Consider the following 24,824-nt stretch of genomic DNA (forward strand, 5'->3'; position numbering starts at 1 on the left):
AACACCCAAAAAACCAACGCCCTCCAGAGCGAATGACGCTCTGGGGAATGACGCTTTATAGGTAGACATCTCTTACCCAGAGGGTGATACAGTTCCGCTGTACTTTGGATTGGTGCGCGCTATGAAGTGTAAGGCTGTGTTCCTCCTCTCTAGCCGGTCGCAGCCTCGACCCGTCTCCTGCACGATATTCCTCCTTGCCTTGATGTCTCTCTTCGGCGCGACTGCAGGCTGCGGAGGCAACTCCTCGGGCGGAAAATCGCCTGGAAACGAAACCCCTCCGGCCAATCTGGTCTATCCCCAAACCACCATCGCCGCTACCATCGGCCAGGCCATCGCCAACAACACTCCAACCGTCACCGGCACAGTAACCTCCTACTCCGTCAGCCCGACACTTCCTCCGGGCCTCAGCCTCAACGCGACAACCGGCACCCTCTCCGGCACCCCCACCTCCGCCACTCCACAGGCGACCTACACCATCACCGCAACAAACTCCGCAGGTTCGACGACCGCGACCGTATCCATCGTCGTAAACCCTCCGCCGCCGACAAACCTTGTCTACCCACAGACCACCATCGCTGCGACTGTCGGCCAGTCCATCGCCACTGACACTCCTACCGTCACCGGAACCGTAACCAGCTTCACCGTTAGCCCTGCACTTCCCGCTGGCCTCAGCCTCAACGCATCGACCGGAGCAATCTCCGGAACCCCCACCGCCGTCACCGCACAAGCGACCTACACAATCACCGCAGCGAACTCCGCAGGCTCGACGACCGCGACCCTGAAGATCGCCGTGAACCCCGCTCCGCCGACCAATCTCGTCTACCCGCAACCTACCATCGCCGCAACAGTCGGCCAGGCCATTACCACTGACACTCCCACCGTCACAGGAACAGCAACCAGCTTCACCGTCAGCCCCACACTCCCTGCTGGCCTCAGCCTCAACGCAACAACCGGAGCAATCTCCGGCACCCCCACCTCCCACACCGCACAGGCCACCTACACCATCACCGCAGCAAACTCCGCAGGCTCGACCATCGCAACCGTACAGATCGCCGTGAACCCCCCTCCGCCAACAAACCTGGTCTACCCTCAGACCACCATCGCCGCGACCGTCGGCCAGGCCATCACCACGGATACTCCCACCGTCACCGGAACCGTAACCAGCTACACCATCAGCCCCGCACTTCCCGCTGGCCTCAGCCTCGACGCGACGACTGGAGCAATCTCCGGCACCCCCACCTCCGTCATCACGCAGGCGACCTACACCATCACCGCAGCAAACTCCGCAGGCTCGACCACCGCCACCGTACAGATCGCCGTGAACCCTCCCCCGCCAACCAACCTGGTCTATCCACAGACCACCATCGTTGCGACCGTCGGCCAGTCCATTCCCACGGATACTCCCACCGTCACAGGAACCGCAACCAGCTACACCGTCAGCCCCGCACTCCCCGCTGGCCTCAGCCTCAACGCGACGACCGGCGCGATCTCCGGCACCCCCACCTCCGCCACTCCACAGGCGACCTACACCGTCACCGCAGCAAACTCCACTGGCTCAACCACCGCCACCGTACAGATCGTCGTGAACCTTGCCCCGCCAACAAATCTTGTCTATCCCCAAACCACCATAGCTGCCACCGTCACCCGAACCATTCCCACCGATACACCCACCGTCACCGGCACTGTAACCACATACACCGTCAGCCCCGCGCTCCCCGCTGGCCTCAGCCTCGACGCATCGACCGGAGCAGTCTCCGGCACCCCCACCTCAATCACATCACAAGCTACCTACACCGTCACCGCGACAAACTCCGCAGGCTCCACGACCGCAAACCTTACGATCACGGTCGCCAGCTTCAGCGCCTTCACTCTGCTCGATCTCGGCCACGCCAACTCGCTTGCCGTCATGCGGCTTCAGCCCACCCGCCTCTTCAGTCAGGACACCAGCGGTCATTGGGCGCTCTGGGATTACACCGCCACAACCGAGCTCGCCAGCGGCGACCCCGCCACCCTTGGCCTCATCTCCCCCTATCCAGCCGACATGGCAGGCTCCGTCCTCGCCATCGGCACCGCAAACGCGGTCGAAATCCGCTCCAACACGGATGGAAGCCTCATCACAACTCTCACCTCGCCCAACCTCGACCCCGTCCCCTTCGCCGCCGCCTGGTGGAAGCTCTCCGCCGACGGCACCTACATCGCCTCAGGCTATGCTTCCGGCCTCTCCGTCTGGAGCACCACCGACGGACATCTTCTCTTCTCCCGCACCGGCGACTACTCCAGGGCAAGAGCCTTCGCGGCCGCCGGACAGCTTCAAATCGGCCTCGGCCCCGCCGGCAATAACGTCATCGAAACCGACTCCGTTCCCTCCGGAACCTCCTCCACCGGTCCTGCCTTCACCGCCAACTTCAACTCATGGTTCACCGACGGCAGCCACTTTTTCACCAACACCCCCAACCTCAGCCCGCCCAACACCCCCCCGGTCTATGACGTCTACACCTACTCAGCGGCCACAGTTCAACAAGGCATGCTCTCCCTCGGCTACCTGAACTTCACCGGTTACGCCAACTGGTTCTGGACCTACCCCGTCAACGTCCTCAGCGTCTACCCCATCGGCGCCACCACTCCCACCGCCACCTACACCCTCAGCGCCGACACCGCCGTCATTCCCTCCGGGTCCACCCTCGGCGTGCTTCCCTACGGAACCCCCGCCGCCTCTACCATCGATATCTCCGGCACCACTCCCACCCTCAGCACCGCCGTCAACCTTCCCGTAGCCTACGAGTCCGCCTTCGCCGCACTCTCTCCCGCACAATGGGCCGTCGGCAATCAGCACGGTGTCGTCCTCGACGGCCCCAGCGCCACCACCACACCGCGCTTCTTCGGATACGGCAACGCCTTCAGCATCGCCGGAGCACCCGGCCACGCAACCATCGCCACCGCCATCGGTAAAATCCTCGACTACGATCCCGCCTCCCAAACCATCCTCAGCACCATCAACTTCACCAGCTCAAAGCTTGCCCTCTCCACCGACGGAACCGTCCTCGCCGCCAAAGCCAGCGACATCGACTCGCAATACGAACCCGACCGCACCCTCAACATCTACTCACTCCCCGCCGGCACCGTCACCAGCACCTTCCCTTATCAACTCAACGACCAGTCCCCCGCAACACCCTTCCTCTTTGACTACTCTCTCTCCAGCTCAGGCACCGCACTCGGCCAGTATCTGGGCACCTACAACGGGCTGTACTTCGACTACACCCGCCAGGTCACACCCATCCCCGGCTCCCCCATCGTCTGGTCCGATAACCCACCCTCCGGCGTCTACGACGGCACCACGCCCATCCTGCTCTCCCCCGATGGAACCCTCGTCGCCGTCTCCACCGGCGACTACTCCTCCACCTCAACCACCAGCATCTACAAAAACGGTGTCCTCGCCGCCACGGTCAATGGCTTCGCCGTCGGCTGGATCGACAACAATCGTGTCCTGGTCAACACCTTCGGCCCGCTGGGGACCCACGTCTACCCACCCTATCTCGGAGCCGTCATCTACGACGCCACCGGCACCCAGCTCACCACCCTCACCGCACTCCCGCAGCTCCCACCCGCCGGCCAGAGCCTGCCCTTATCCACCACCGCCTTCTTCCCCGTCGACTCCAACTCCATCTACTCCCCCTACACCTACACCATCTACTCCCTCACCACCGGCGCCGCAACCTGGACCGAACCCCTTCCGCATCCCGGAACAACGACCGTACCCTACAGCGGCGCCTCAGCCGTCTCCGGCAACTACATCGTCTTCACCTCCGGCGCCCACATCCTAGTCGACCTCCCCTGATCGCAACACTAATCTGGGAGCCCGCCAGCGTTATTCGCGAACGCTCAATTCGCAGTCCCCATCAGTTGAATATTGTCCGGTGAACTAGCAGCATTCGTCATAATCTGCAGAATCGCACTTCGCGTCCCCGAGGCCGTAGGATCGAAGGAGATCGTGAGGGTGCAGTTCGCACCGCCAGCCAGACTACTTCCGCAAGTGTTGCCTTCAATCGGGAAGTCGCCCACGTTCGCACCGGAGAACGTCTCTCCAGAGATCGTGAGAGTCGCGTCGCCCGTGTTGGTCAACGTCACCGTCTGAGAGATCGAGGTCGTGCCGATATCGCGCGCCGCAAACGTAAGCGAAGAGCTCGACAACGAAACCGATCCTACCCCGCCCGAACCATAAACGGTGAAGAGGGTCGTTTGGGCGGTTACAAGATCAGTCACCAGATAATCAGCATAGTCCGACCCGGTCTTTGAAGGTTTGAAACTGACGCTGATCTGACATGGAGTCTGGGTAGCGCACGTTCCCGGGTTCAAAGGAAAATCATTATTGTAACCATCATTACTGAACTGAATCGATACCGGGCCGCCGCTCGGAGTCGACACCGTCATAGTCTGGGCTGCGCTCAGTACTCCCACCTCGGTACTACTAAACGTGAAAGTAATAGGCGTGATCGAGGGATCGATCGCATCTCCGGTGCCAGTGAGAGGAATGGAATGAGAGACTCCAGAGCCAGTATCAGTAGCTGTGAGAGTCGCGCTCCTCAAACCCAACCCAACCGGGTTAAAGGAAATATTGAAAGACTGGGACTGCGCTGGCACTAACACTAACGGACTACTAGCTAGAGTCCCAGGCAGAACAAAATCTCCGGAACCCGTAGCAAGTCGCAGATAGAGCACCGTGCTTCCAGTGTTCTGAATGGTAACCGGGACAGGAAGGCTTACCCCAACTTGAGACGATACAGGTGCCACGGGCGTAATTGAAAATGACGCACTGTCTGTAACTCCATTTCCGCTCAGCGGAATATTGCCATAGTTCGTGACCAACGTCGCAGTCCGCGCACCTAGTCCGGTTGGAGTGAACGTCACATAGGCAGTAGTTTCGTAGCTGTTGCCGAAGAACCCCACTCCAAAATCCGATGCATTAGGACCAGTTATCGAGCCGGAAAAAGGCGGTGCCGGGCCATAGTAACTACTCCCAGAAGCTACGTTGGAGGCGTTAGCCATGCTGGTTACGCCTAAAGGCATGCCCCCAAAATTGATAGGCAAGGGCGTAAAGTTCACGCTCCCGTAAGGCACATTGACTGGGAGCGTTTCCACTCCGGGGTTTCCAGTATCCGTAACCGTCAGAGTGCCTGTGTTCGTCCCCACATTATCAAAACTGATGCCAAGAGACAGAGTTTCTACTTCTATGGTGCAGATAGATTGCGCCGCCAACATCGCACCGCAGTTGTTAGTCTCTGAGCCAAGAGTAGTGCTGATAGATCCCAGCGCAATAGGCTTAGCACTATTGTTCGTAACTGTCACTGCCTGAGGTACGCCCGCAAGAGTAAATGTGAGCGAAGATGGCGAGAGCGTTACAGAACTACCGACGTGCGGCAGCCCTGTCCCGCTCAAAGCGAAAGACTGCGGCGAGTTTACTCCGTTGGTCTCAACAAGCAGGGTGGCATTCCGCACGCCGCCCGCAGAGGGAGCAAACCCAATCCCTATCACACACGTTTGCCCGACCGGCAAGCCCGGGGGAGCAGGACAGCTCGCCTGTAGAGAGAAATCGCTGGCGTTGGCGCCAACGATCTGAACGTTAGTAAATCCCACAGCGAGCGGCCCGTTATTAATCACGGTCAACGTCTGTGTCGCCGGAAAATTCAAATAAGCAGCGGAGAACACTAAAGCCGACGCAGAATAAGACAACCCACCCGACGTTGCCGCAACCTGAACGGCAAGGCTCGCCGGCGCCGATGTCAGCGTAGGCTGGAAGGGAGACTTTCCTCCCACCAGCCCGAAGATACTCGCAGAGTTCAACGTCGGATTATTCGCAAGACTCATGCCCGCTCCAACCACATTCACCGGAGCCGTTCCCCCCCCTGTGGCGTCGCCGCCCCAAACAATATCCCACACGCCGACCCGTCCCCGGCAACCCCTCCGCTCGAGTTGGTACAACTGGCAAGCGCATCCGCCAGCGTATTAATCTGCGCCACTGGAACCGTCGTCCCAGTCGGAACGTTCAGCCCAGGCACCGTACCATTCGTCGTGTTCGCAAAGATCGCCGCCGTCGCAAAAGCACTAGCCAGAGCCGTCGCATCCGAGCTCCCCGATCCAATCGCACTGTAAGAACTCATAAACGGCGCCAGCGGCCACACCGCCGCCACCGTTGTCAGCTCATTCACAAAGATCGTCGTCGTTGATCCCAGGCTCCCGCAGTTCCCGAGCGCAGCCATCAAAGCCAACTGTGGATTCGTCATGCCAGTCGGCAGTCCGGATTACCGCCCGCGGCCGTCAGGTACACCTGCGTAGAGGCCGACGGACACTGATAGTCCCCCGTCAACGTGAACTCGCCACTCGAATCGCTGGTAACAGCCTGAGTCAGCAGAGGCGTCGACGCCGAACCATCCCCCGTCGTCCCCACCGCATACAACTGAATCGTCGCACCACTCACCGGCTGATCCCCACCATAAGCGGTGCCATGCAGACGAAGCGACGCAACAGTCGCTGCCCCACTCGCAACACCAGACCTCTGCGAACATCCCGCAAGCAGCAAAGAGAGGAAACCAACTCCCGCAACGCCAACCACAAAACCGAAACGAGAACCCTTATTCGCACAGATACACGTATCCCGCCGTCTCCCCGCCACCGTTTCGCTCATACAAATCTCTCCTCGCGTCCACAGGTCGCGTCTGAACAGCACAAACCAAAATTGCATCAGCGATGAATTGCAGTTGGGATGATCGCTTCGCATTCTAGCCCGCCCCACAAGGCGACCCAATGAAAATCGAGAGATTCGCATGATACTTAAGCGGTACATCTACCGCGATCAATCCCCAGCCGCGGTGCTCATCCAAAATTGACTCATCTATAACGATCGGGTGCCCCATCCTTCGCGCTTTTGCGAAGCGTGGGATGTAAGATTTCGAATCGGCCAAGTGCCTAATATCTCGATCGTGAGATGTGGGGCATTCGCGCCACACGCGAACGGCTCTCGCTCAACCGACCACTATCCTGGGCAAGGCCAGCCTCTCCTACAAAACCTGTCAAGCCCCGAAACCGCAAATCACCGCGCCAATCCAGCACATTCGCATGGCGTATGAGTTACGCACCAACCGCTATAATGAATACATAGATCCAAAGCCTTCGACTCCATCGAGGGCTTTTTTCATGCACACTGGGCTAAGTCGTTTGGATAGACGAATTTGCCTATAACCCTTTTAGAAAGACGAATTTACCAAAACCGAATTACGCTAAATCGCACATTCTGAATAGCTTATGAGGGATGACCCCCGGAGGGGGGGTGGGGCCGGAACAGAAGAGGAGCAACGGAACTGCAACGGCTCGAGAGAGAATCCCCTCTAGCCGTCTCAGATTCACCGGAAAGCTACTCCACCACCACCAGCACATCCCCGGCCCCGACCGCATCGCCCACCGCAATTGCAATCTTCACCACTCGTCCAGCCTTGGGAGACTTCAGCTCATTCTGCATCTTCATGGCCTCGATCACGACAACCGCCTGGCCCTCCTCCACCTCGTCGCCCACCTCAACCAGGACCCGCACCATCCGCCCCGGCATAGGAGCCTTCACCGGCCGAGGCCCATCCGTCCCGGCTCCTGCCCCCCGCCTCCCCTGCAGCGACCGCGGATCCGCAACCTCAAACCCGAACCGGCGCCGCCCAATCACTACCCCATCGCCATCCAGAACACACCGGTACTGCCGCCCATCAATCAGCAGAGACAGCACACCAGCCTGCAAAAACCTGACATCCGCCATGATCGACCGCCCATCGACCAGACACTCCACGGCTCCGGACCCAGCGCCGATCTCCCCCGGAAGCTCAACCCGCCTCTTCTCTCCCTCAACCTCAAGCCAGACCGTCACAGACGCAACCCCTCCCGCCGCCCTGCCACCGCCCACCGGCTCTCCTCCGAGACAACCGGCGCAGCCAACGTCTCCCGCCGCGCAGACGCCGCAAACAGTGCTGCTGCCAGCGCCACAACGTCCTCAGGAACGTCCTCCAGAACCGGGGCCACCCCCTCGGCCAGCAACCTCTCCAGATACCCCGTATCAATCCGCGCCGCGCGAAAATCTTCATCCATCAGAATCCGCCGAAACAGCCCGATATTGGTCTTGATCCCGCCAATCACATACTCGTCAAGCGCCCGCAGCATCCGGTCGATGGCCTGCTCCCGCGTCGGCGCAAACGCCACCAGCTTCGACAGCATCGGATCGTAGTCGAGCGGCACATTCCACCCCTCATACACCGCGCAGTCCTCCCGAATCCCCGGCCCGCTCGGCTGAATCAGCCGCGTAATCAACCCCGGCGACGGAAAAAAATGATTCTCCGGATCCTCCGCATAGATCCTGCATTCAATCGCATGTCCACGCAGCCGAACATCTTCCTGCGTCAACGGCAAAGGCTCACCCATCGCCACACGAAGCTGCAGATGCACCAGATCCAGCCCAGTCACCATCTCGGTCACAGGATGCTCCACCTGCAGCCGCGTATTCATCTCCAGGAAGTAGAAGTTCTCCGCATCATCCACCAGGAACTCGACCGTCCCGGCATTTACATACCCAGCCGAAAGCGCCAGACGAACCGCAGCGTCGCCCATCCTCCGCCTTAGATCCTCGCTCACCACGGCGGAAGGAGCCTCTTCGATCACCTTCTGGTGCCGTCGCTGCACCGAGCACTCGCGCTCGCCCAGATACACGCAGCTCCCATGCTCGTCCGCCATCAACTGGATCTCAATATGCCGAGGCCGCTCGATCAGCTTCTCCAGATACACCTCGCCCGACCCGAAGCTCCGCTCCGCCTCACTGCTCGCCGCCGCAAACGCCGCCGCCAGATCCTCCGCCCGAGTCACCGCCCGCATGCCCTTCCCGCCGCCTCCAGCCGCAGCCTTCAGCATCACGGGATAACCAATCCCCGTTGCCACGCGCAACGCCTCCGCCACATCCGCCAACCCGGTCACACTCCCCGGAACCCGAGGCATCCCGGCCGCATCCGCCGCCTGCCGCGCCCTCGTCTTCGACCCCAGCACCCGCATCGCGCTCGCAGGCGGCCCAATGAACGTCACCCCCGCCGCTGCGCAGGCCTCGGCGAACTCCGCGTTCTCCGACAGGAACCCATATCCAGGATGCACTGCATCCGCCCCCATCCGCCGCGCCACCTCCAGGATCAGATCCCCCCGCAGATAGCTCTCCGCCGCCGGTGCCGGCCCCAGCCGGTAGGCCTCATCTGCATGCAGCACATGCAGAGCCCCCCGGTCGGCATCCGAGTAAACCGCCACCGTGGCCACCCCCATCTCCCGGCACGCACGAATCACCCGCAGCGCTATCTCCCCGCGGTTCGCAATCAGCACTTTTTCTATCAACCGTCGCAAGCGGCCATTCTATCGCAGACGACAGCCGGATTTGCGACTCGTCGGGAACGATAGCTGTAAGCAGAAGAGGCCTCCCGTTGGGGAGGCCTCTGGTACTGCGATTGCGAGACAGCGGCTACTGCATCGAAACGCCACCCTGCGTTGCCTTTTCCTTCTTCAATTCATTTTCTCTACGAGCGCCCATGGCCTTCTGGATCCACGAATCGACCTGAGCCATATCAGCCTTGCGAGCCGCTTCATCACCGCACTCCAGATCCGCCTTACGACGATAGGTCAGTTGCAGGTACTGCATGGCGTCGTCATAGGTCGGATTCAGCTCTACTGCTTTGTTCAGATACTGCAGTCCTTCGTTCACGAGATCGGTGTTAGCGGCCTGCAGCTTCTGGCAGGCACCCTTGCTCTTCTTGGGATTACCATCGCCCTGATCGGTCAGCCCATCCGCCGCAAGAATCGTGATCGCGTTCTTATATGCCAGCGTCCAATCCACGAAACCCACCGTGTAATAAGCTTCGGGATCGTTTGGCGCAATCGCGATGACCTTTTTCTCGTACTCCTTCGCCACATCGAACTTCTTGATGTTGCGATTGATCGAGGCGATCTGTTTCAGCGCGGTCAGATCGTTGGGGTCTTTCGCCAGAACAGCATTGAACCCATCCAGAGCCTTTTGCGCGATCGCAAGATTCTCCGGCGTATCAAGATTCGGAACCACTTGATAGGAGTACGCAGTCGCCAGATACAGCTTCGCGTCTTCATAATTGGGATCGAGCGCGATTGAATTCTGGAAGTGGTTCACAGCCTCTTCGTATCGTGCGTTCTTAAATGCCTGCACTCCCTTGGTCAGCTGATCCCGAGCCTTCAGGCGATTACACCCGGTTGCAGTGATAAGCATCAGCGCCAGCAAAGCAGCCGTAACCGGAATCCGTGCGGTGAATTTCATTGGGCGAATCATCTCCTTCAAAATGGGCGCGAGTTTCTATTCCAAAGACCGGGAAAGACATATAACCAAGTTTCGGCGTTCGCTTGATTGTAATGGTATATGTCCTAGCGTGACTAGAGCAGCTTTCTTTCCCTTCCTCAGATGGGAATAACGTCGGTCTTTTGTACTACAACTATGGAGCTTCTGCATAGTTCGAACTGCTCTTTCAAGATACGATGCATTCTGGCTGCGGAGCGGCCAACCAAAAAACATAAACAAAGTGGGCTAAACTATACGCCCATCCTTCATCTTGACGATCCTATCCGCATACGAGGCAGCGTCAGCGTCATGTGTGATCATCAGAATCGTCTGGCCCAGGCGGCGGTTTAGATCCTTCATCAATTTCAATACAGCAGCCGAATTTTCACTGTCCAGATTGCCCGTAGGCTCGTCGGCCAGCAAAATCGCCGGTGAATTCACTAGTCCCCGTGCAATGGCCACCCTTTGTTGTTGTCCGCCAGAAAGAGCGCGAGGCTTGTGTTTCAACCTGTCGGTGATTCCAAGCAGCTTGAGAATCTCTTGAAATGCCGGGTCGAAAACCGTATCGCGGCCACCGATATACTGCACGATCCGGATATTGTCTTCCGCAGACAACGTCGGCAGCAGGTTGTACTTCTGAAACACAAATCCCACCGTAGTCTTGCGAAGTTCCGTCCGCTCGGCGTTCGTCATACCCGCCAGATCACGCGCATTGATTTGCACCGTGCCTGTGGTCATCGGCGTCAGACCGCCAAGAATGTGAAAGAGGGTCGACTTTCCCGAACCGGAGGCGCCAATAATCGCTACAAACTCACCCTTCCGGACCTCCAGATCGACGCCACGCAATGCATCCACGACGACATCTCCCACCTGGTAAGTCTTCGTCAGACCGCGCACTTCAATAATCGACGGCTCACTCATAGGAGAGAGCCTCTGTAACATCCTGCTTCACGGCTTTGACGCCCGGGACGATCGCACCCAGAAGCGCTCCCACCACCGCAATGCCGGTGGAGATCGGCCACCAGTCGTAGACCGTCTCCTGCACCAGGCTCACCGACATAGCATGTTTCATCAGCCACTGCGTTCCATAGGTCAGGAGAATGCCGACCACCGAACCGAGTAGCGCCAGCAATAACGTCTCGCGAAACAGGATGTTCAAGATCAATCCCGAAGACCCGCCGACTGCCTTCAAGATCCCGATCTCCCGCGTTCGCTCCAACACCGCCGTGTACATCGCCATAAACACCACGATGAAACCCACGATCACGGCAACCCCAATCACTACCCCGATAAAGCTTTTCAGCATTCCAACATTGCTGATGGAAAGCATTGAGGTGAACTCTTCCATAGTGTAAATCTGGTACCCGTGATACTTCACTCTCAAAGCATCCACCACTGCTTGCGCGTTGTTTGGGTTATCCACCTTAACGAAGATCTGGCTTAGACGGCCTTGGTTTCCAGTCATCGCCTGAAGAATCCGCAACTTTACGCAGATGCGAGAGAGCTTACCCGATTCGAAGATTCCCACCAGTTTCCAATCATGATTGACCAGATTAAGGGTATCGCCCAGGTGTAGGTGTTTTTGTTGGGCGTAGTATTCGTCGACGATCACGTCGTTGTCGTCGACCAGCGGCCCACCTTTCAAATAACGGAACCCTCCGTTCAGTCTCTGAAAATCGTCAAGGTCGAGCCCCGTCATCGCATCGAACCCAGAGAGGGGTTGAACCATGGTCCCCATCGCAAACGTGACGTGCGGCTCCTGCATCAGCAGGGCAGGAATCTTATCGCTCATCGGAGCCGAGCTCAGTCCGATCGCTGAAGACCCCGGCGGCCGAAACCATATATCGGCGCCCACCCCACGCGCCCTTTGAGCGGATTGATCCAACGTTCCGTGGCTGACCCCAACCAACGTCAGGATCATCGTCACCTCAACGGCAATCGCAAGCACGCTCAGCAACGTGCGGACCGGTCGGTGGCCAAGATTCGCGAATATCAGCTTATTGAGCAAGATCAGATTCTAATCGAAATCTCGGCGGGCCAAATAAAGTACCGAAGGAATTCATTGAGCGACACTTCATACTCTCGCCCGCCCGCAGACAGTATTGGCGTGCTGATGCCTGAACACCAGTGATCAACCCCAGGCTTCGACTCCAGCAGCCTGCGCTGCTTCGATCACCTCTGCAATGACTCCGAAGTCCAGACCCGCATCCGCAATCAAATTCGCCGCGTCATCTGCCGTGACAGCAGTTCCGACAGCAGCGGGCCGAACTGACCCTTGTCGGCCCCAACACCATTAATGCGATAGATGACATGCGCAGACCGGAGCTCAACCTGCACCATGATCACTCGATTCGGCGCTTCGTCAACGGTACTCGCACGACCGGTCTTAGGAAGCGCGGCAGCCAATCCACGCGGCATTACCGGCACGATCACCATAAAGATGATGAGCGTCACCAGCAAGACGTCGATCAGTGGGGTTACGTCGATCTCAGAGGAAAAACCACTACCTTCCGAACTTCCAGTCGTTGAGAATGCCATGACTCATCTCCCAATGCGTTATTGGGTAAGCAAGCACTCGATCAACGTACCTTCTCGCACGTACAGAAAGCTTCAGGCGACTGGTCACCTAACCAGCCGCCTGTGCGAGAGCTTTCGTTACAGAACCTACTGTCCTGCTTCCACTCGAGGTGTAATGAGACCAATATTATCTACGCCAGCTTGATGACCGAAGTCGATAACCTCAGCAACCTTGCTGAAGTCGAGATCCTTGTCGCCTTTGACAAACATGACCTTCTCCTGCCGAGTCGCGAAGATCTCCACTAGCTTGGGCTCCAAGTCCGACTTGTTGAACGAATTATCGTTGATCTTATAAGCGGGTGCAGCCGCTCCGTTCGACAGCACCTGCACTACGATCGTACGGTCGTTGACCGGATCTTCGTGGTGCTCCTTGGGCGGCTGAGGAACCAGCGTCTCCAGGCCTCGAGGCGTTACCGGCACGATGACCATGAAGATGATCAACAGCACCAGAAGAACGTCGATCAGCGGCGTTACATTCATGTCCGACATCGCTCCGCCGGTATTTCCACCACCCATTCCCATAGCAATCTCCTCGGATACTCTTGCCGCTCCAATAAATGCGAGTTCGACACCCTACATGTTTACTTCTTGGTAGTCGCCGTTCCGCTGTCGTCTGTTCTTTCGGTCAGCAGGCCAAGCTGGCTCACACCGGCGGACCGGATTCCATCAACCGCGTCCATCACTTTACCGTAGTTGGCACGTATATCCGCGCGCATAAAGACCTCTTTGCTGGTCTTATTTTCCAGCTTCGCAGAGATCTTAGGTCCAAGATCATCGAGCGTTACCTGGTCGCCGCCCAGAAACGTCCTGCCATCGCGAGTCACAGCGACTACAACGGCGTCTTCCTTATTGGCATCTTCCATCACCACCGCGGCGTCAGCCTTCGGCAGGTCCACGTTGACCTTGTTGTTCAACATGGGAGTGATGACCATGAAGATGATCAACAACACCAGCATCACGTCCACCATCGGCGTCACGTTGATGTTGGAGTTGACCTTCTTGCCTTCCTCCCGCTTATTGATACTCATAACGTATGCTCCGTCCGGTTTGCTGTATTTGCTTTCCTGCGATGCCTGTTAGGCCTCCGGCTGCCGTTCGCTGGCGACATCCGGAGGACCTATCAGAGATGTGATTCCCGCAGAGTACTGCTGATTGGCCTTACGCTTCTGGACCGAAGCCCTACCGGTGGCTCTGCTTGATGAAGTAGTCGACCAGTTCGCTCGAGCTGTTGTCCATTTCGACGTCGAAAGCCTCAACCTTACCGGTGAAGTAGTTGAACGTCATAACGGCAGGGATGGCGACGAGCAGACCGAAGGCGGTCGTTACGAGGGCCTCCGAGATACCGCCGGCGACTGCACCGATACCAGAGGTTTTCTGAGTTGCAATCTGTTGGAAGGCGTTCAAAATACCGACTACGGTACCGAACAGACCGATAAACGGCGCCGTCGAACCGATGGTGGCCAGACCGCCCAGACCGCGCTTCAGCTTGGCATGAACGATAGCCTCAGAGCGCTCAAGTGCGCGCTTGGAGCTCTCAATCTGCTCGTCGGTGATCGTACCGCCAGAACCGAAGCTGCGGAACTCCTGCAGACCAGCCGTAACAACTTCGGCGAGGTGCGACTTCTTGGAACGGTCAGCAACCTTAATCGCCTCATCGAGACGGCCGTCCTTCAACGCGCCGGCAACCTTCGGCGCAAACTCACGAGACTGCTTGCGGGCTGCAGAGAAGTAAAGAGCGCGATCGATGATCACAGCGAGCGACCAGATCGACATGATGAAAAGGAAGATGACAACGCAACGAGCCAGCCAGCCCATGTTGGACCAGAGACCCATAACACTGAAGCTGACCTGCGCCTCTTCAAAGTACAGGGCGAGGGAAGCAGGAACGTGAGCGAAGGTTGTTGCTAGATGAGCGAGAATCACTGGAATATTTCCTCCTGGTAGAACTCTAACTTTCAGAATCTTGACCCGGGAATCCCCCAAAAGTTCGACACCTTTGGGAGACCCGCGAGAGACGTTGCTGCGTGATGAGCCTTGGTTTAGCCGCCGCCAAAGTTGAAGTTGACGGTGATCTGTGTGTCCACCTCGGTCGGCTCGCCATTGAGGAAGTACGGCTTGTAGCGCCAACCTTGGACGGCCGATACAGCCGCGGACCGAAGCATCTCAGGACCGCTGACCACCTCGAGCTTTTCGATCGTACCGCTCTTCGAGATCACGGCGTGCAGAACGACAGCACCCGAGACGTGAGCAGCCCTTGCGATCGGAGGATAAACCGGATTCGACCCCGAAAGCTTGTTACCAGCCACTACGCCGCTTGAAACGCGCTGCGGACCCTTCGGAGGAGCAACTTTGACAACCGGAGTCGGCGCAGTGCCGATTCCGCCCATCACGCCACCCGGGACGCCGTTGCCGCTACCCATACCCGCCATGCCGGCAACGCCGGCGACCTGCGGAGGAGGTGCAGCATCTTCCTTCAGCATCTTGATATCTTTTGGAATTTTCGTAGGAGCGTGAAGACCTGCGTCGATCTCTGACACCATCTTGATCGGCTTGACGATCTGTTGCGGTGGCGGAGGGGGTGGTGGAGGAGGGGGTGGAGGCGGCGCTGTCAGCATCGCGGTCATTGCCGTCTTCGGCAAAGCCTCCGGATACAGCAGCGGAATAAGGATCATGGTTGCCAGGATCGCGCCATTGAAGATAAAGGTCCCAATCATCCAGTACTTGGACTTGGTCTTGATCTGGCCGCCGGATTCCATCAACGAGGATTCGAACATATGCAGCCTCTTTACTGTGAAGAAGAGCTATTTTTCTTTAGACACCGCGTTGTTGCTTTTTGTTCCCAGCCATTTCTTTTGTTCCCGTTATTACATCGGCAGAAGAGCCAATCCCTACACCTTCGCGCGCTTACCCGCAGGTAACGTCACCGACTTGCCCTTGCTTACCCGCCAGTCCTGGTACGCCACCAGCATCGGTGCCGCCACAGCGATCGACGAGTAGGTACCAATTAGGATGCCGACAACGAGCGCAAAGGAAAACCCATGCAATACCTCACCGCCAAATAAATACAGGGAAAGCACCGTCAGAAAGGTCAGTCCCGAAGAGATAACCGTTCTGCTCAGCGTCTGATTGATGCTCCGATTGACAACATCATGCAGCGACTCCCTCCGCGAAAGCGCCAGATTCTCGCGTATGCGGTCGAAGACGACGATCGTGTCGTTCATCGAGTAACCAATCAACGTTAGGATTGCAGCGATAACGGTAAGGGTTATCTCCTGATTCGTCAAACTGAACGCGCCAACGGTAATCAGTGTGTCGTGGAACACCGCGACCACCGCCGCCACGCCGTAGATCAGCTCAAACCGGAACCATAGATAGATGAGCATCCCGATCAGCGAGTACAACGTCGCCAGCCAAGCCTGCTTCTGAAGCTGTTTCCCAGCCGTAGGCCCAACAATCTCAACCTGCTCCACAGTAAACGCCGAGTCGTGGTAGTTGGCGCTCAGGGCACTCTCCACGCTCTGGCGCCCGGCATCGTGCGACTGATCGGTCGCCGTCGACTCCGGCAGCGCAATAATCACCTTGTTCGCCGCATGGCCGCTGGGATCGCTGACGCGCTGAATCCGTGCGTCGTGCACGCCCGCGCGGTCCATCGCTTGCCGGATATGATCCTCATTAGGAGTCTGGTCAAAGGCCACGCGAACCTGCGTGCCTCCCTTGAAATCAACCCCAAGCGGAATGTGGTGCCAGAACAGCATGCTCAGCACACCCAGCACAGAAAAAATCAGGGAAAACCCAAGGAAGTACCACTTCTTCCCGAGCCAATCAATATTTGTTGTACGAAACAGTTCCAAGCTCAAACCCTCAGCGGCAGCCAATGGCTCCGCAATCTCTCGAAATCTAAATAGACAGCGCCGCGCCGCGTTCCTTCTTCTGCAGGATCGTGTCAAAGATCACGCGCGAGACCAACACCGCGGTAAACAGGTTGGCGAACAGACCAAACGCCAGCGTCACCGCAAACCCACGCACCGGTCCGGAACCAAACAGGAACAGGATCAACGCCGAAACGATGGTCGTCACGTGGGTATCGATGATCGTCACTAACGCATGCTTAAACCCTTGCTCAACCGCCGCCGAGGCTGTCTTTCCAGCTCTCAACTCCTCGCGGATGCGCTCAAAGATCAGCACATTCGAATCCACACCCATGCCAATGGTCAGGATCACGCCCGCGATTCCGGGCAGCGTCAGAGTCGATCCAGTAAAGCCCATAAACCCAAGCAAAATAATCAGGTTCAACATCAGCGCCAGATCCGCATTGATCCCCGCGCCGCGATAGTAAATCAGCATGAAGATCATGACCGCCAGCATGCCGGCAATCGCCGCGACCACGCCCTGATGAATCGAAGCAGCGCCCAGGCTCGGCCCAACCGTTCGCGTCTCGAGGTAAGAGATCGAAGCCGGCAGCGCGCCCGTGCGCAACATCAGCGACAGATCGTTCGCCTGTTGCTGCGTAAACGCGCCGGTGATCTCGCCGCTATCGCGAATCGCCGACTGAATTCCCGCAACCTCGCGAACCTTGTTATCCAGCACAATCGCCATCGAACCCGGCGTCGCGCTCGAAGCCGTATGCGCCTCGGTATATTTGTAGAAGCGATCCCCTGCCTCAGTCGTCAGGTTGAAGCGGATGTTCGGCCGGCCGTTCTGATCCTGTCCCGGCTGCGCATCGCGGAAGTCCGTACCCTCCACCTCGCTCACCCGCTTCAGCAGCCAGATCTGGTCCGGAGCTCCGGCAGAACCGGTCCCATGCACCAGCATCGAATCAGGAGGAATCACCCCACCGTTCGCCTGCATTGCAGCCTGGTCCGACTCGTAAGGTCCACCCGTCACCGCATGAATCGACAGCTTGGCAGTCGACTGAATAATCTCTTCCACACGCGCTGGATCATCGACGCCCGGCAACTCCACCAGGATCTGGTTCTCGCCCAGCCCGTACTTCTGGATCACCGGCTCGCTAACACCCAGCTTATCGATGCGCTCGCGAATCGTTTCGATCGAGGTATCAAGCGTCCTCGTCTCAAGGTCACGCACCGCTCCGACTTTCATCGTCAACGCCGAGTTCCCGTCGGCTGTAGTCGCGACATCATAAGTCGAATAATCATTCCCCTGTAGCACCGAGCGAGCGTCGCTCAACTTCGCCGCCGGAATACCCGACACAATAATCGTCTGTGGCCGCGATGGATCCGTCTTTCCTACTATCGCGCCAACCACTCCGGCCTTCTGCAGGTCGGCCTCAAGTCTCGCGACATCGCGGTCCGTAGCCGAACCTATTGCCTCAGCCACATGCACTTCGAGCACCAGGTGGGTGCCGCCCTTTAGGTCGAGCCCCAGGTGGATACGATCTTTGATCGACTGCGTGAGCCCGCCGTGGGGAATGCCCACGATGCCGAAACAGAAGATCACCAGTACCGCAACGATGAATGCCGATTTCCCGGCCAGATTCTTGCCCATGATCTTTATTGAAGGATGCAACCGCAGTGCCATGCTCCGGTACCGCCGTCGCTATCCTTGTTTCTTCCTCGTCCGTTGTTAACGGTTCAATCTCAACGTGCCTACATCTAATAAACGTGCCTACATCTAATATTTGCTACAGCCTATTTTGAAGTGTTCGTTCAGGCAGCCTGTTCGTCCGTCGTCACAGCGGCAATCGCGCTCTTGACGAACTCAAGCTTCACGCCGTCCGGCTGAACCCGCAGGACAACAAGATCATCCTTTACGGTCAGAACCGTGCCGCGAATACCGCCATTGGTAGTGACTCGGTCGCCGGTCTTCAGCTGCCCCAGCATCTCTTGCCACTTTTTCTGCTTCCTCTGGTTCGGCGCGATCATCAAAAAGTAAAGCACCACAAAGAACAGGATCGGCAACGCAAGGCTGCCCAGATTACCCAGCCCAGCCGCACTCTGCAACCACATCGCAAGCATCAATCAAAACTCCGTTCAACCACTCAATTCCTCTTCGCCGCAACCAACCCAAAAACACACGCGAGCGCGCCCAACTGCACGCAACTTCGCTCATTGTGCAAAAAGTGTGCCTAGCCCCTTAGCATCGCGTAACCGCAACACCCTGTCAAGGCGCGATCACTTCGTCAAACGTCGCTTCCAGGCCATCTTCAAAGCCCCTTCAAGCACATCCGCGCTCACCGCATCCAGTCGTACGCGCGTAGCCCCACCACGTCCCCACCCTCCAGGGACAGGGGAAAACACCTCCGGCGCATCCTCCACCAGTCCGGCCTGCTCCTCTGGACTCAGCTTCAGAACGCCATAGCCCTCCTTCTCAAATGCAAGAGTACAAAAGATCTTCCCTCCCACCCGGAAGTCAGGATGCCCTTGATGCGATCCTTCGGAAGCTCCCGGCAATCTCAATGCAATCCGTCGATAGTCCTGTGCGGTCATCCGCACTCTCCTCTCAAACGAGCTCTCAAAGCCTACGCCCATCCGTACGAACTTCGCGCAAACCTTTGCCGCAAGTCGGAACGTCAACCTTCTATCTCATAAACTGTCTGCAACGAGTCGTTTGAACCATGTTCGACCGAAGCAGGAAGGAAGCGCCGCTCATGCCCATCCCCGAAGACCTCGCCGCAATCGCTCGCCAGGAAGCCGAGCTCCACTTCTCCGCCTTCGACTACGACACAGCCTGGCGTCTCGGCCAAAGCCTCCGCGATCTCGCCGTCTCCCGCAATCATTCCCTCGTCATCGATATTCGCCGCTTCGGCCAGCCTCACCAGCCGCTCTTCTACGCAGCCCTCGCCGGCACCACGCCGGATAACCCCCGCTGGGTGCAGCGCAAATCGAACGTAGTCGCCCGCTTCCACCGCAGCTCCTACGCCATCGGCCTCGCACTTGAGCAGAGCAGCCGCACCTTTAGCGAACGCTACAACCTCCCCGACGCCGACTATGCCGCCCACGGAGGCAGCTTCCCGCTCCACGTCACCGGCGCAGGCGTCATCGGCTGCATCACCGTCTCCGGCCTGCCGCAGCGCGAAGACCACAACCTCGTCGTCGAAGCACTCTGCCTCGAACTCAAACAAAATCACGACTCCCTGTGCCTTGCATAACCAGACCCTGCCGCGCCGCAAGGCACCCATAGCCGCAATGCTCTAATAAAGGTTTGTCCGCAAAGCAGCGGCACCACGGGAGCATCGAAGCCATGTCGGATCGGTCTTACGCCATCACCCGGACACTCTCCTCCGTGTTCCTCGTGGGGTGCCTTCTCCTCTTCGTCATCCGCACCTGGCACTGGCCCCTCATGGGCGACGCCGCCCTTATGCACTACGTCGTCTTCCTCATGGACCACGGCATGGCTTCCTATCGCGACATCGTCGACCCCAATATGCCGACGACGCTCTTGATCGAAGGCGCCGTTATGCACCTCTTCGGCGGCAACTCGCTCGCGTGGCGACTCTTCGACCTTGCGCTCCTGGCCGTCTCCGCAATCGCCATGTTCGTCATCTGCAAGCCCTACAGCCGTTTCGCTGCACTCTTCGCAGCCGCACTCTTCGCCCTCATCCACGGCCGCGACGGCCTCGTCCAACTAGGCCAACGCGACCTCACCATGACCGTCTGCCTCTTGATCGCATACGCCTTCCTCTTCACAGACCTGAGAACGCATCACAGAGCACTTCTACCAATAAAGACCAAACCCTGGACCGCGCTCTTCGGATTCTTCTGCGGGGTCGCCACCACCATCAAGCCCTCCGTCCTCTTGCTCGCCCCAACCGTTTTGCTTCTGGCCGCCATCACCCTCCGACGCAGACGACAACCATTTGCCTCGCACATCATCGCTGGGCTTATCGGCATGCTGACGCCCATCCTTCTGATCTTCGGTTGGCTCCAACACCAGCACATCACCGCCGACTTCCTCCGCACCCTCACCCAACTCCTCCCCTACTTCCTCCTCCTGGGCCCACGGTCTTACACTCATCTCATCCTCCACAGCATCTCCTCCGTCATGCTTCCCGTCGTGCTGCTTTGGCTTCCCATTGTCATCCTCAAAAAAGACTGGATCACCTGGGAACGTGCAGCACTCCTCGTAGCCGTTCTCTTCGGACTGGCCTCGTTCTATCTCCAAAGGAAGGGCTTTCCCTACCATCGCTACCCCTCCGAAGCCTTTCTTCTCCTCCTCATCGGCATCGACTTCACCACCATCCTCAAAACCAAACCAGCCAACCGGCGACTTCGTTTCACCACAAATAACAAGCTTCTGCCGGGCCTCGCCATGGCAGGCATCGTAGTCAGCGTCTTGTTCATCGGAGTCGGCTCAACTGCCCACGCACTCTGGCAGGACTGGCACAACCAGGAGTTCGACACCCTTCTCCGCGCCGACCTCAACCGCCTCGGCGGCCAGGATCTGGCAAACCGCGTTCAGTGTCTCGACATGGCCGACGGCTGTATCCCCACGCTCTACAACATGCGCCTCGTGCAAGCCACCGGCTACCTCTACGACTGCTACATGCTCTCCGATCAACCCGGTGCCGAACGAGACCGATCCCGCGAAGCCTTCTGGAAGGCCATCATGAAGAATCCCCCGGCCGTCTTCGTCATCTCCAGCAACGACTGCGACCCAGCCACCCAGAGTCCCGGCTACACCTATCAAAAGGTGAGCCGCTGGCCCCAATTCCACGACTATCTCAAAGCCACCTACCATCTCGACGCCGAACGAATCCCCCCGCACATGGTCAAGGCAGGCAGCAGTCCCTCGAAGCCCCTTGGCTACAGAATCTACGTCAGAAATAATCTCAACTAACTTCGCCCGCCCCAGCCAGATCTCCACGCACCCTCTCCATCGTATCCAGATAGAACGCGATATTGTGCACGCTGTTAAGCACCGCACTCAACGGCTCACCTGAAGCAAACAGATGCCGCAGATAAGCCCGCGTATACCGCCGGCACACCATGCACCCACACGTCGCATCGATCGGCCCCTGATCCTCCGCATACTCCTTCTTCTTAATATTGATCCTGCCCTCCGACGTAAACAGCAGCCCATGCCGCCCAGACCGCGTCGGCAGCACGCAGTCCATCATGTCCACACCCATCCGCGCATACTCTTCAATCTCATCCGGATACCCCACCCCCATCACATACCGCGGCTTGTCCTTCGGCAGATGCTCCAGCGTCCGAGCAATCATCTCCCGCGTCACCTCCCGCGGCTCCCCCACCGCCAGGCCGCCGATCGCGTACCCCGGCAGATCCATCTCCACCAGCCGCTTCGCACTCTCCTCCCTCAAATCCGCATACATCCCACCCTGCACAATCCCGAACAGGCTCTGCGTCTGCTCCTGCCTCTCAGAAAACCACGGCACCCGATCCTTATGTAACTCAAAGTGATCTTTCGACCTCTGCGCCCATGCATGCGTCAGTCCCATCGACTCCCGCGTCCTCTCCCACGTCGCCGGCGTCTCCACGCACTCGTCGAAGACCATCGCAACATCCGCCCCCAGCGCAATCTGCACATCCATCGAGTGCTCCGGCGAGAAGAAGTGCTTACTCCCATCCAAGTGCGACCGAAACTCCACTCCCTCCGGCGAGATCTTTCGCAACTTACTCAAACTAAAGACCTGAAACCCGCCCGAGTCAGTCAGCATTGGCCGCTCCCAGCTCATAAACCGATGTACCCCACCCATCCGCCGCACCAGTTCATGCCCCGGCCGCAGATACAGATGGTAGGTATTCGCCAGGATGATCTGCGCCCCCTTCCCACCCGCGCCAACCTCCTCCAACAGACTCTGAGGCACCGCCTTCACACTCGCCGCCGTCCCCACCGGCATAAACACCGGAGTCTCCACCACCCCATGCGGCAGCCTCAGCCGCCCCCTCCGCCCACCACCCTCTGCAGTCCGATCTACCTCAAATGAAAATCCCATTACTCCGATTGTAAGAGGCCCACCCACTTCGGCCTCAACGACGCACTGACCGCCCCTTTGGAGAAGTCACACTCCATTAATTCATCTGGCATTCAACTTCAATTCATAAATCCAGTCACTTTCAGACCTAACAATAAGGAGCACCGCATCTCTACCAACTTTTGAGGCCTCAAAAATGATTCGGAAACTTCTCGCCCTCTCGTTGTCCACGACCCTTATCCTAAGCGGCTGCGGCCAGGGCACGGTCAGCACGCCTCCAGGCAACGGCAACGCCAACACCACCCCGCCGCCAACGCCGACCACAGCCCCGGTCGCCATTAAGCACGTCGTCGTCATCTTCGGCGAGAACATCTCCTTCGATCACTACTTCGGCACCTATCCCAACGCCGCGAACCTTCCCGGTGAGACGCCCTTCGCCCCAGCCACCGCCGCCACTGTAGCCGCTGCGACCCTCGCCGGAACCACCAGCCTTCCGGCCACCCCGGCCAACATGGTCAACTACATCAGCACGCCGTCGCTGCTCACCGCGAACCCGAACCTGAACAGCGCCAACAACGTCGCCGCGATGAACTCGAACCCGTCGAATCCGTTTCGTCTGGCTCCTGCCCAGGCCGCCACAGCGGATCAGGACCATGCCTACAATCCCGAGCAGCTTGCGTTCGACAACGGCAAGATGGACCTCTTCCCGATCTCGGTCGGCACGCCGGACAGCTCCGCCCTTCCGTTGTTACCCAATCTGGCGGCGGTCACCAACGCCCCTCCGCAAGCTAACACCACTGCGCTGACCATGGGCTACTACGACGGCAACACCGTCACCGCCCTGTGGAACTACGCGCAGCATTACGCCGTCAACGACCACTCCTTCGGCACCACCTTCGGCCCCTCCACTCCTGGCGCCCTCAATCTCGCCTCCGGCCAGACCAACGGCGTCATCAACCCCACGGGTGCGGCCTCCGCAATCGTCGCCGACGGTCAGGGTGGCTTCACGGACATCAACGATGACGATCCCACCGGCGACATCTGCTCCTCCACCAGCGCCAACTTCAGCATGTCTGGCAAGAATATCGGCGATCTCCTCAATGCCGCCAAGATCACCTGGGGCTTCTTTGAGGGCGGCTTCGACCTCACCGTTACCAACTCCAACGGAACCACCGGATGCGGCCGCAACACCGCCGCAGTCAACATTCCCACCCACCCAACAAAGGCCGACTACATCCCGCACCACCAGCCCTTCCAGTACTACGCCAGCACAGCGAACCTGAACCACCTGCGTCCTACCGCAGCGATCGGGACCACCGACCAGGCCAACCACCAGTACGACATGCACGACTTTACCGACGCTCTCGCCGCCGGCAACATGCCAGCCGTCAGCTTCCTCAAGGCCCCCGGGTACCAGGACGCTCATGCGGGCTACTCCGATCCCCTCGATGAGCAGACCTTCGTCGTCAACACCGTCAACGCCATCGAGAAGTCGTCCTTCTGGTCCTCCACCGCCATCATCATCGCCTACGATGACTCCGACGGCTGGTACGATCACCTCACCGACATCGTCAATGGCTCCGCCAGCGTCTCCGATGCAGCCATCTGCACCGGCGCAGCGGCTGCCTCACTCCCCGGTCCCAACTCCAACGGCGCTCCCGTACAGGGGCGCTGCGGACACGGCCCCCGTATGCCGTTTCTGGTCATCTCCCCCTGGGCGAAGAAGAACTACATCGACAACACCCCCACCGACCAGGCCTCCATTCCCCGCTTCATCGAGGATGTCTTCCTGTCCAGCCAGCGCATCGGCGGCGGGTCCTTCGATGCCTCTGCTGGCGCACTCACCGGTATGTTCAACTTCACCAGCACCGTTGTTCCGAACCCCAACGTAGTCGTGCTGGACCCCACCACCGGCAAGGTCACCAGCGGCAACTAACCGCCGTTTTCACGAAACCGTCACATTCACCCGTTACGCTCAACAGCACGCAC

Annotated in this window: 22 protein-coding genes; 4 read left to right on the forward strand and 18 right to left on the reverse strand. The window is 58.6% G+C overall.

Going from position 1 to position 24,824, the window contains the following annotated elements; all coding sequences use genetic code 11:
- The first annotated feature begins 121 nt into the window (after nt 1-121).
- The gene (locus RBB81_RS04310; RefSeq protein WP_353072831.1) at nt 122-3,835 is read left to right on the forward strand and encodes a beta strand repeat-containing protein; all 3,714 of its coding nucleotides are present in this window, start codon (nt 122-124) and stop codon (nt 3,833-3,835) included.
- A 44-nt stretch (nt 3,836-3,879) separates the two neighbouring features.
- On the opposite strand, the gene RBB81_RS04315 is transcribed toward RBB81_RS04310, so the two are convergent.
- From RBB81_RS04315 to RBB81_RS04395, 17 genes are all read right to left on the reverse strand, one after another.
- Nucleotides 3,880-5,862 (reverse strand): choice-of-anchor D domain-containing protein, encoded by a 1,983-nt coding sequence (locus RBB81_RS04315; protein ID WP_353072832.1) that lies wholly within the window; start codon nt 5,860-5,862, stop codon nt 3,880-3,882.
- 17 nt (nt 5,863-5,879) lie between these two features.
- Nucleotides 5,880-6,278 carry a hypothetical protein gene (locus RBB81_RS04320; RefSeq protein ID WP_353072833.1) on the reverse strand — a complete coding sequence of 133 codons (399 nt, stop codon included), beginning with the start codon at nt 6,276-6,278 and terminating at the stop codon, nt 5,880-5,882.
- On the reverse strand, nt 6,275-6,679 hold the full coding sequence (locus RBB81_RS04325; protein ID WP_353072834.1) for a hypothetical protein: 405 nt from the start codon (nt 6,677-6,679) through the stop codon (nt 6,275-6,277). The genes RBB81_RS04320 and RBB81_RS04325 overlap by 4 nt, the downstream gene beginning before the upstream one ends.
- A gap of 726 nt (nt 6,680-7,405) precedes the next feature.
- A complete protein-coding gene (locus tag RBB81_RS04330) occupies nt 7,406-7,903 on the reverse strand; it encodes a biotin/lipoyl-containing protein (RefSeq protein WP_353072835.1) in 498 nt (165 codons plus the stop codon).
- Nucleotides 7,900-9,399, reverse strand: a complete 1,500-nt coding sequence (gene accC, locus RBB81_RS04335) for an acetyl-CoA carboxylase biotin carboxylase subunit (RefSeq protein WP_353073895.1) — start codon at nt 9,397-9,399, stop codon at nt 7,900-7,902. Before accC ends, RBB81_RS04330 begins: the two co-directional genes overlap by 4 nt.
- Before the next feature lie 124 nt (nt 9,400-9,523).
- The gene (locus RBB81_RS04340) at nt 9,524-10,345 is read right to left on the reverse strand and encodes a hypothetical protein (protein WP_179580533.1); all 822 of its coding nucleotides are present in this window, start codon (nt 10,343-10,345) and stop codon (nt 9,524-9,526) included.
- A 264-nt stretch (nt 10,346-10,609) separates the two neighbouring features.
- A complete protein-coding gene (locus RBB81_RS04345) occupies nt 10,610-11,284 on the reverse strand; it encodes an ABC transporter ATP-binding protein (RefSeq protein WP_179580534.1) in 675 nt (224 codons plus the stop codon).
- Nucleotides 11,277-12,371, reverse strand: coding sequence for an ABC transporter permease (locus RBB81_RS04350; RefSeq protein ID WP_246373716.1), 1,095 nt, complete (start codon nt 12,369-12,371; stop codon nt 11,277-11,279). Before RBB81_RS04350 ends, RBB81_RS04345 begins: the two co-directional genes overlap by 8 nt.
- A gap of 206 nt (nt 12,372-12,577) precedes the next feature.
- Complete coding sequence (locus RBB81_RS04355; RefSeq protein ID WP_353072836.1) at nt 12,578-12,901, reverse strand: ExbD/TolR family protein; 324 nt, start codon at nt 12,899-12,901, stop codon at nt 12,578-12,580.
- 126 nt (nt 12,902-13,027) lie between these two features.
- Entirely contained in the window at nt 13,028-13,462 is a 435-nt protein-coding gene (locus RBB81_RS04360; protein WP_179580538.1) for an ExbD/TolR family protein, read from the reverse strand.
- A gap of 59 nt (nt 13,463-13,521) precedes the next feature.
- Nucleotides 13,522-13,968, reverse strand: a complete 447-nt coding sequence (locus tag RBB81_RS04365; RefSeq protein WP_179580540.1) for an ExbD/TolR family protein — start codon at nt 13,966-13,968, stop codon at nt 13,522-13,524.
- Between the two features lie 151 nt (nt 13,969-14,119).
- On the reverse strand, nt 14,120-14,863 hold the full coding sequence (locus RBB81_RS04370; protein ID WP_179580542.1) for a MotA/TolQ/ExbB proton channel family protein: 744 nt from the start codon (nt 14,861-14,863) through the stop codon (nt 14,120-14,122).
- A gap of 116 nt (nt 14,864-14,979) precedes the next feature.
- Nucleotides 14,980-15,714: an energy transducer TonB gene (locus RBB81_RS04375; RefSeq protein WP_183790851.1), complete on the reverse strand. Its 735-nt coding sequence runs from the start codon at nt 15,712-15,714 to the stop codon at nt 14,980-14,982.
- A 114-nt stretch (nt 15,715-15,828) separates the two neighbouring features.
- Nucleotides 15,829-16,791, reverse strand: a complete 963-nt coding sequence (gene secF / locus RBB81_RS04380) for a protein translocase subunit SecF (RefSeq protein ID WP_353072837.1) — start codon at nt 16,789-16,791, stop codon at nt 15,829-15,831.
- Nucleotides 16,792-16,837: 46 nt separating this feature from the next.
- The gene (secD, locus tag RBB81_RS04385; protein WP_353072838.1) at nt 16,838-18,445 is read right to left on the reverse strand and encodes a protein translocase subunit SecD; all 1,608 of its coding nucleotides are present in this window, start codon (nt 18,443-18,445) and stop codon (nt 16,838-16,840) included.
- A gap of 161 nt (nt 18,446-18,606) precedes the next feature.
- A complete protein-coding gene (gene yajC / locus RBB81_RS04390) occupies nt 18,607-18,915 on the reverse strand; it encodes a preprotein translocase subunit YajC (RefSeq protein WP_353072839.1) in 309 nt (102 codons plus the stop codon).
- Between the two features lie 156 nt (nt 18,916-19,071).
- Nucleotides 19,072-19,386 (reverse strand): MmcQ/YjbR family DNA-binding protein, encoded by a 315-nt coding sequence (locus RBB81_RS04395; RefSeq protein ID WP_353072840.1) that lies wholly within the window; start codon nt 19,384-19,386, stop codon nt 19,072-19,074.
- Nucleotides 19,387-19,547: 161 nt separating this feature from the next.
- On the opposite strand from RBB81_RS04395, the gene RBB81_RS04400 reads away from it, so the two are divergent.
- Nucleotides 19,548-20,048 (forward strand): heme-degrading domain-containing protein, encoded by a 501-nt coding sequence (locus tag RBB81_RS04400; protein WP_353072841.1) that lies wholly within the window; start codon nt 19,548-19,550, stop codon nt 20,046-20,048.
- Nucleotides 20,049-20,140: 92 nt separating this feature from the next.
- Nucleotides 20,141-21,736 (forward strand): glycosyltransferase family 39 protein, encoded by a 1,596-nt coding sequence (locus tag RBB81_RS04405; protein ID WP_353072842.1) that lies wholly within the window; start codon nt 20,141-20,143, stop codon nt 21,734-21,736.
- Here the strand turns inward: RBB81_RS04405 and tgt are convergent.
- Nucleotides 21,729-22,856 (reverse strand): tRNA guanosine(34) transglycosylase Tgt, encoded by a 1,128-nt coding sequence (gene tgt / locus RBB81_RS04410; RefSeq protein WP_353072843.1) that lies wholly within the window; start codon nt 22,854-22,856, stop codon nt 21,729-21,731. The genes RBB81_RS04405 and tgt overlap by 8 nt on opposite strands.
- A 175-nt stretch (nt 22,857-23,031) precedes the next feature.
- Between tgt and RBB81_RS04415 the strand changes: the two genes are divergently transcribed.
- Nucleotides 23,032-24,771 carry a phospholipase C gene (locus RBB81_RS04415; protein WP_183790842.1) on the forward strand — a complete coding sequence of 580 codons (1,740 nt, stop codon included), beginning with the start codon at nt 23,032-23,034 and terminating at the stop codon, nt 24,769-24,771.
- The last annotated feature ends 53 nt before the right edge of the window (nt 24,772-24,824 follow it).

It is taken from the genome of Tunturibacter gelidoferens (assembly GCF_040358255.1).
Classification (GTDB): Bacteria; Acidobacteriota; Terriglobia; order Terriglobales; family Acidobacteriaceae; genus Edaphobacter; species Edaphobacter gelidiferens.

Bases quoted from the DNA above. Each gene is read 5' to 3' on its own strand.
- RBB81_RS04310 (WP_353072831.1), top strand. From the start codon at position 122: ATGAAGTGTAAGGCTGTGTTCCTCCTCTCTAGCCGGTCGCAGCCTCGA.
- RBB81_RS04315 (WP_353072832.1), bottom strand. From the start codon at position 5,862: ATGAGTCTTGCGAATAATCCGACGTTGAACTCTGCGAGTATCTTCGGG.
- RBB81_RS04320 (WP_353072833.1), bottom strand. From the start codon at position 6,278: ATGACGAATCCACAGTTGGCTTTGATGGCTGCGCTCGGGAACTGCGGG.
- RBB81_RS04325 (WP_353072834.1), bottom strand. From the start codon at position 6,679: ATGAGCGAAACGGTGGCGGGGAGACGGCGGGATACGTGTATCTGTGCG.
- RBB81_RS04340 (WP_179580533.1), bottom strand. From the start codon at position 10,345: ATGAAATTCACCGCACGGATTCCGGTTACGGCTGCTTTGCTGGCGCTG.
- RBB81_RS04345 (WP_179580534.1), bottom strand. From the start codon at position 11,284: ATGAGTGAGCCGTCGATTATTGAAGTGCGCGGTCTGACGAAGACTTAC.
- RBB81_RS04355 (WP_353072836.1), bottom strand. From the start codon at position 12,901: ATGGCATTCTCAACGACTGGAAGTTCGGAAGGTAGTGGTTTTTCCTCT.
- RBB81_RS04360 (WP_179580538.1), bottom strand. From the start codon at position 13,462: ATGGGAATGGGTGGTGGAAATACCGGCGGAGCGATGTCGGACATGAAT.
- RBB81_RS04365 (WP_179580540.1), bottom strand. From the start codon at position 13,968: ATGAGTATCAATAAGCGGGAGGAAGGCAAGAAGGTCAACTCCAACATC.
- RBB81_RS04375 (WP_183790851.1), bottom strand. From the start codon at position 15,714: ATGTTCGAATCCTCGTTGATGGAATCCGGCGGCCAGATCAAGACCAAG.
- secD (WP_353072838.1), bottom strand. From the start codon at position 18,445: ATGGGCAAGAATCTGGCCGGGAAATCGGCATTCATCGTTGCGGTACTG.
- yajC (WP_353072839.1), bottom strand. From the start codon at position 18,915: ATGCTTGCGATGTGGTTGCAGAGTGCGGCTGGGCTGGGTAATCTGGGC.
- RBB81_RS04395 (WP_353072840.1), bottom strand. From the start codon at position 19,386: ATGACCGCACAGGACTATCGACGGATTGCATTGAGATTGCCGGGAGCT.
- RBB81_RS04400 (WP_353072841.1), top strand. From the start codon at position 19,548: ATGCCCATCCCCGAAGACCTCGCCGCAATCGCTCGCCAGGAAGCCGAG.
- RBB81_RS04405 (WP_353072842.1), top strand. From the start codon at position 20,141: ATGTCGGATCGGTCTTACGCCATCACCCGGACACTCTCCTCCGTGTTC.
- tgt (WP_353072843.1), bottom strand. From the start codon at position 22,856: ATGGGATTTTCATTTGAGGTAGATCGGACTGCAGAGGGTGGTGGGCGG.
- RBB81_RS04415 (WP_183790842.1), top strand. From the start codon at position 23,032: ATGATTCGGAAACTTCTCGCCCTCTCGTTGTCCACGACCCTTATCCTA.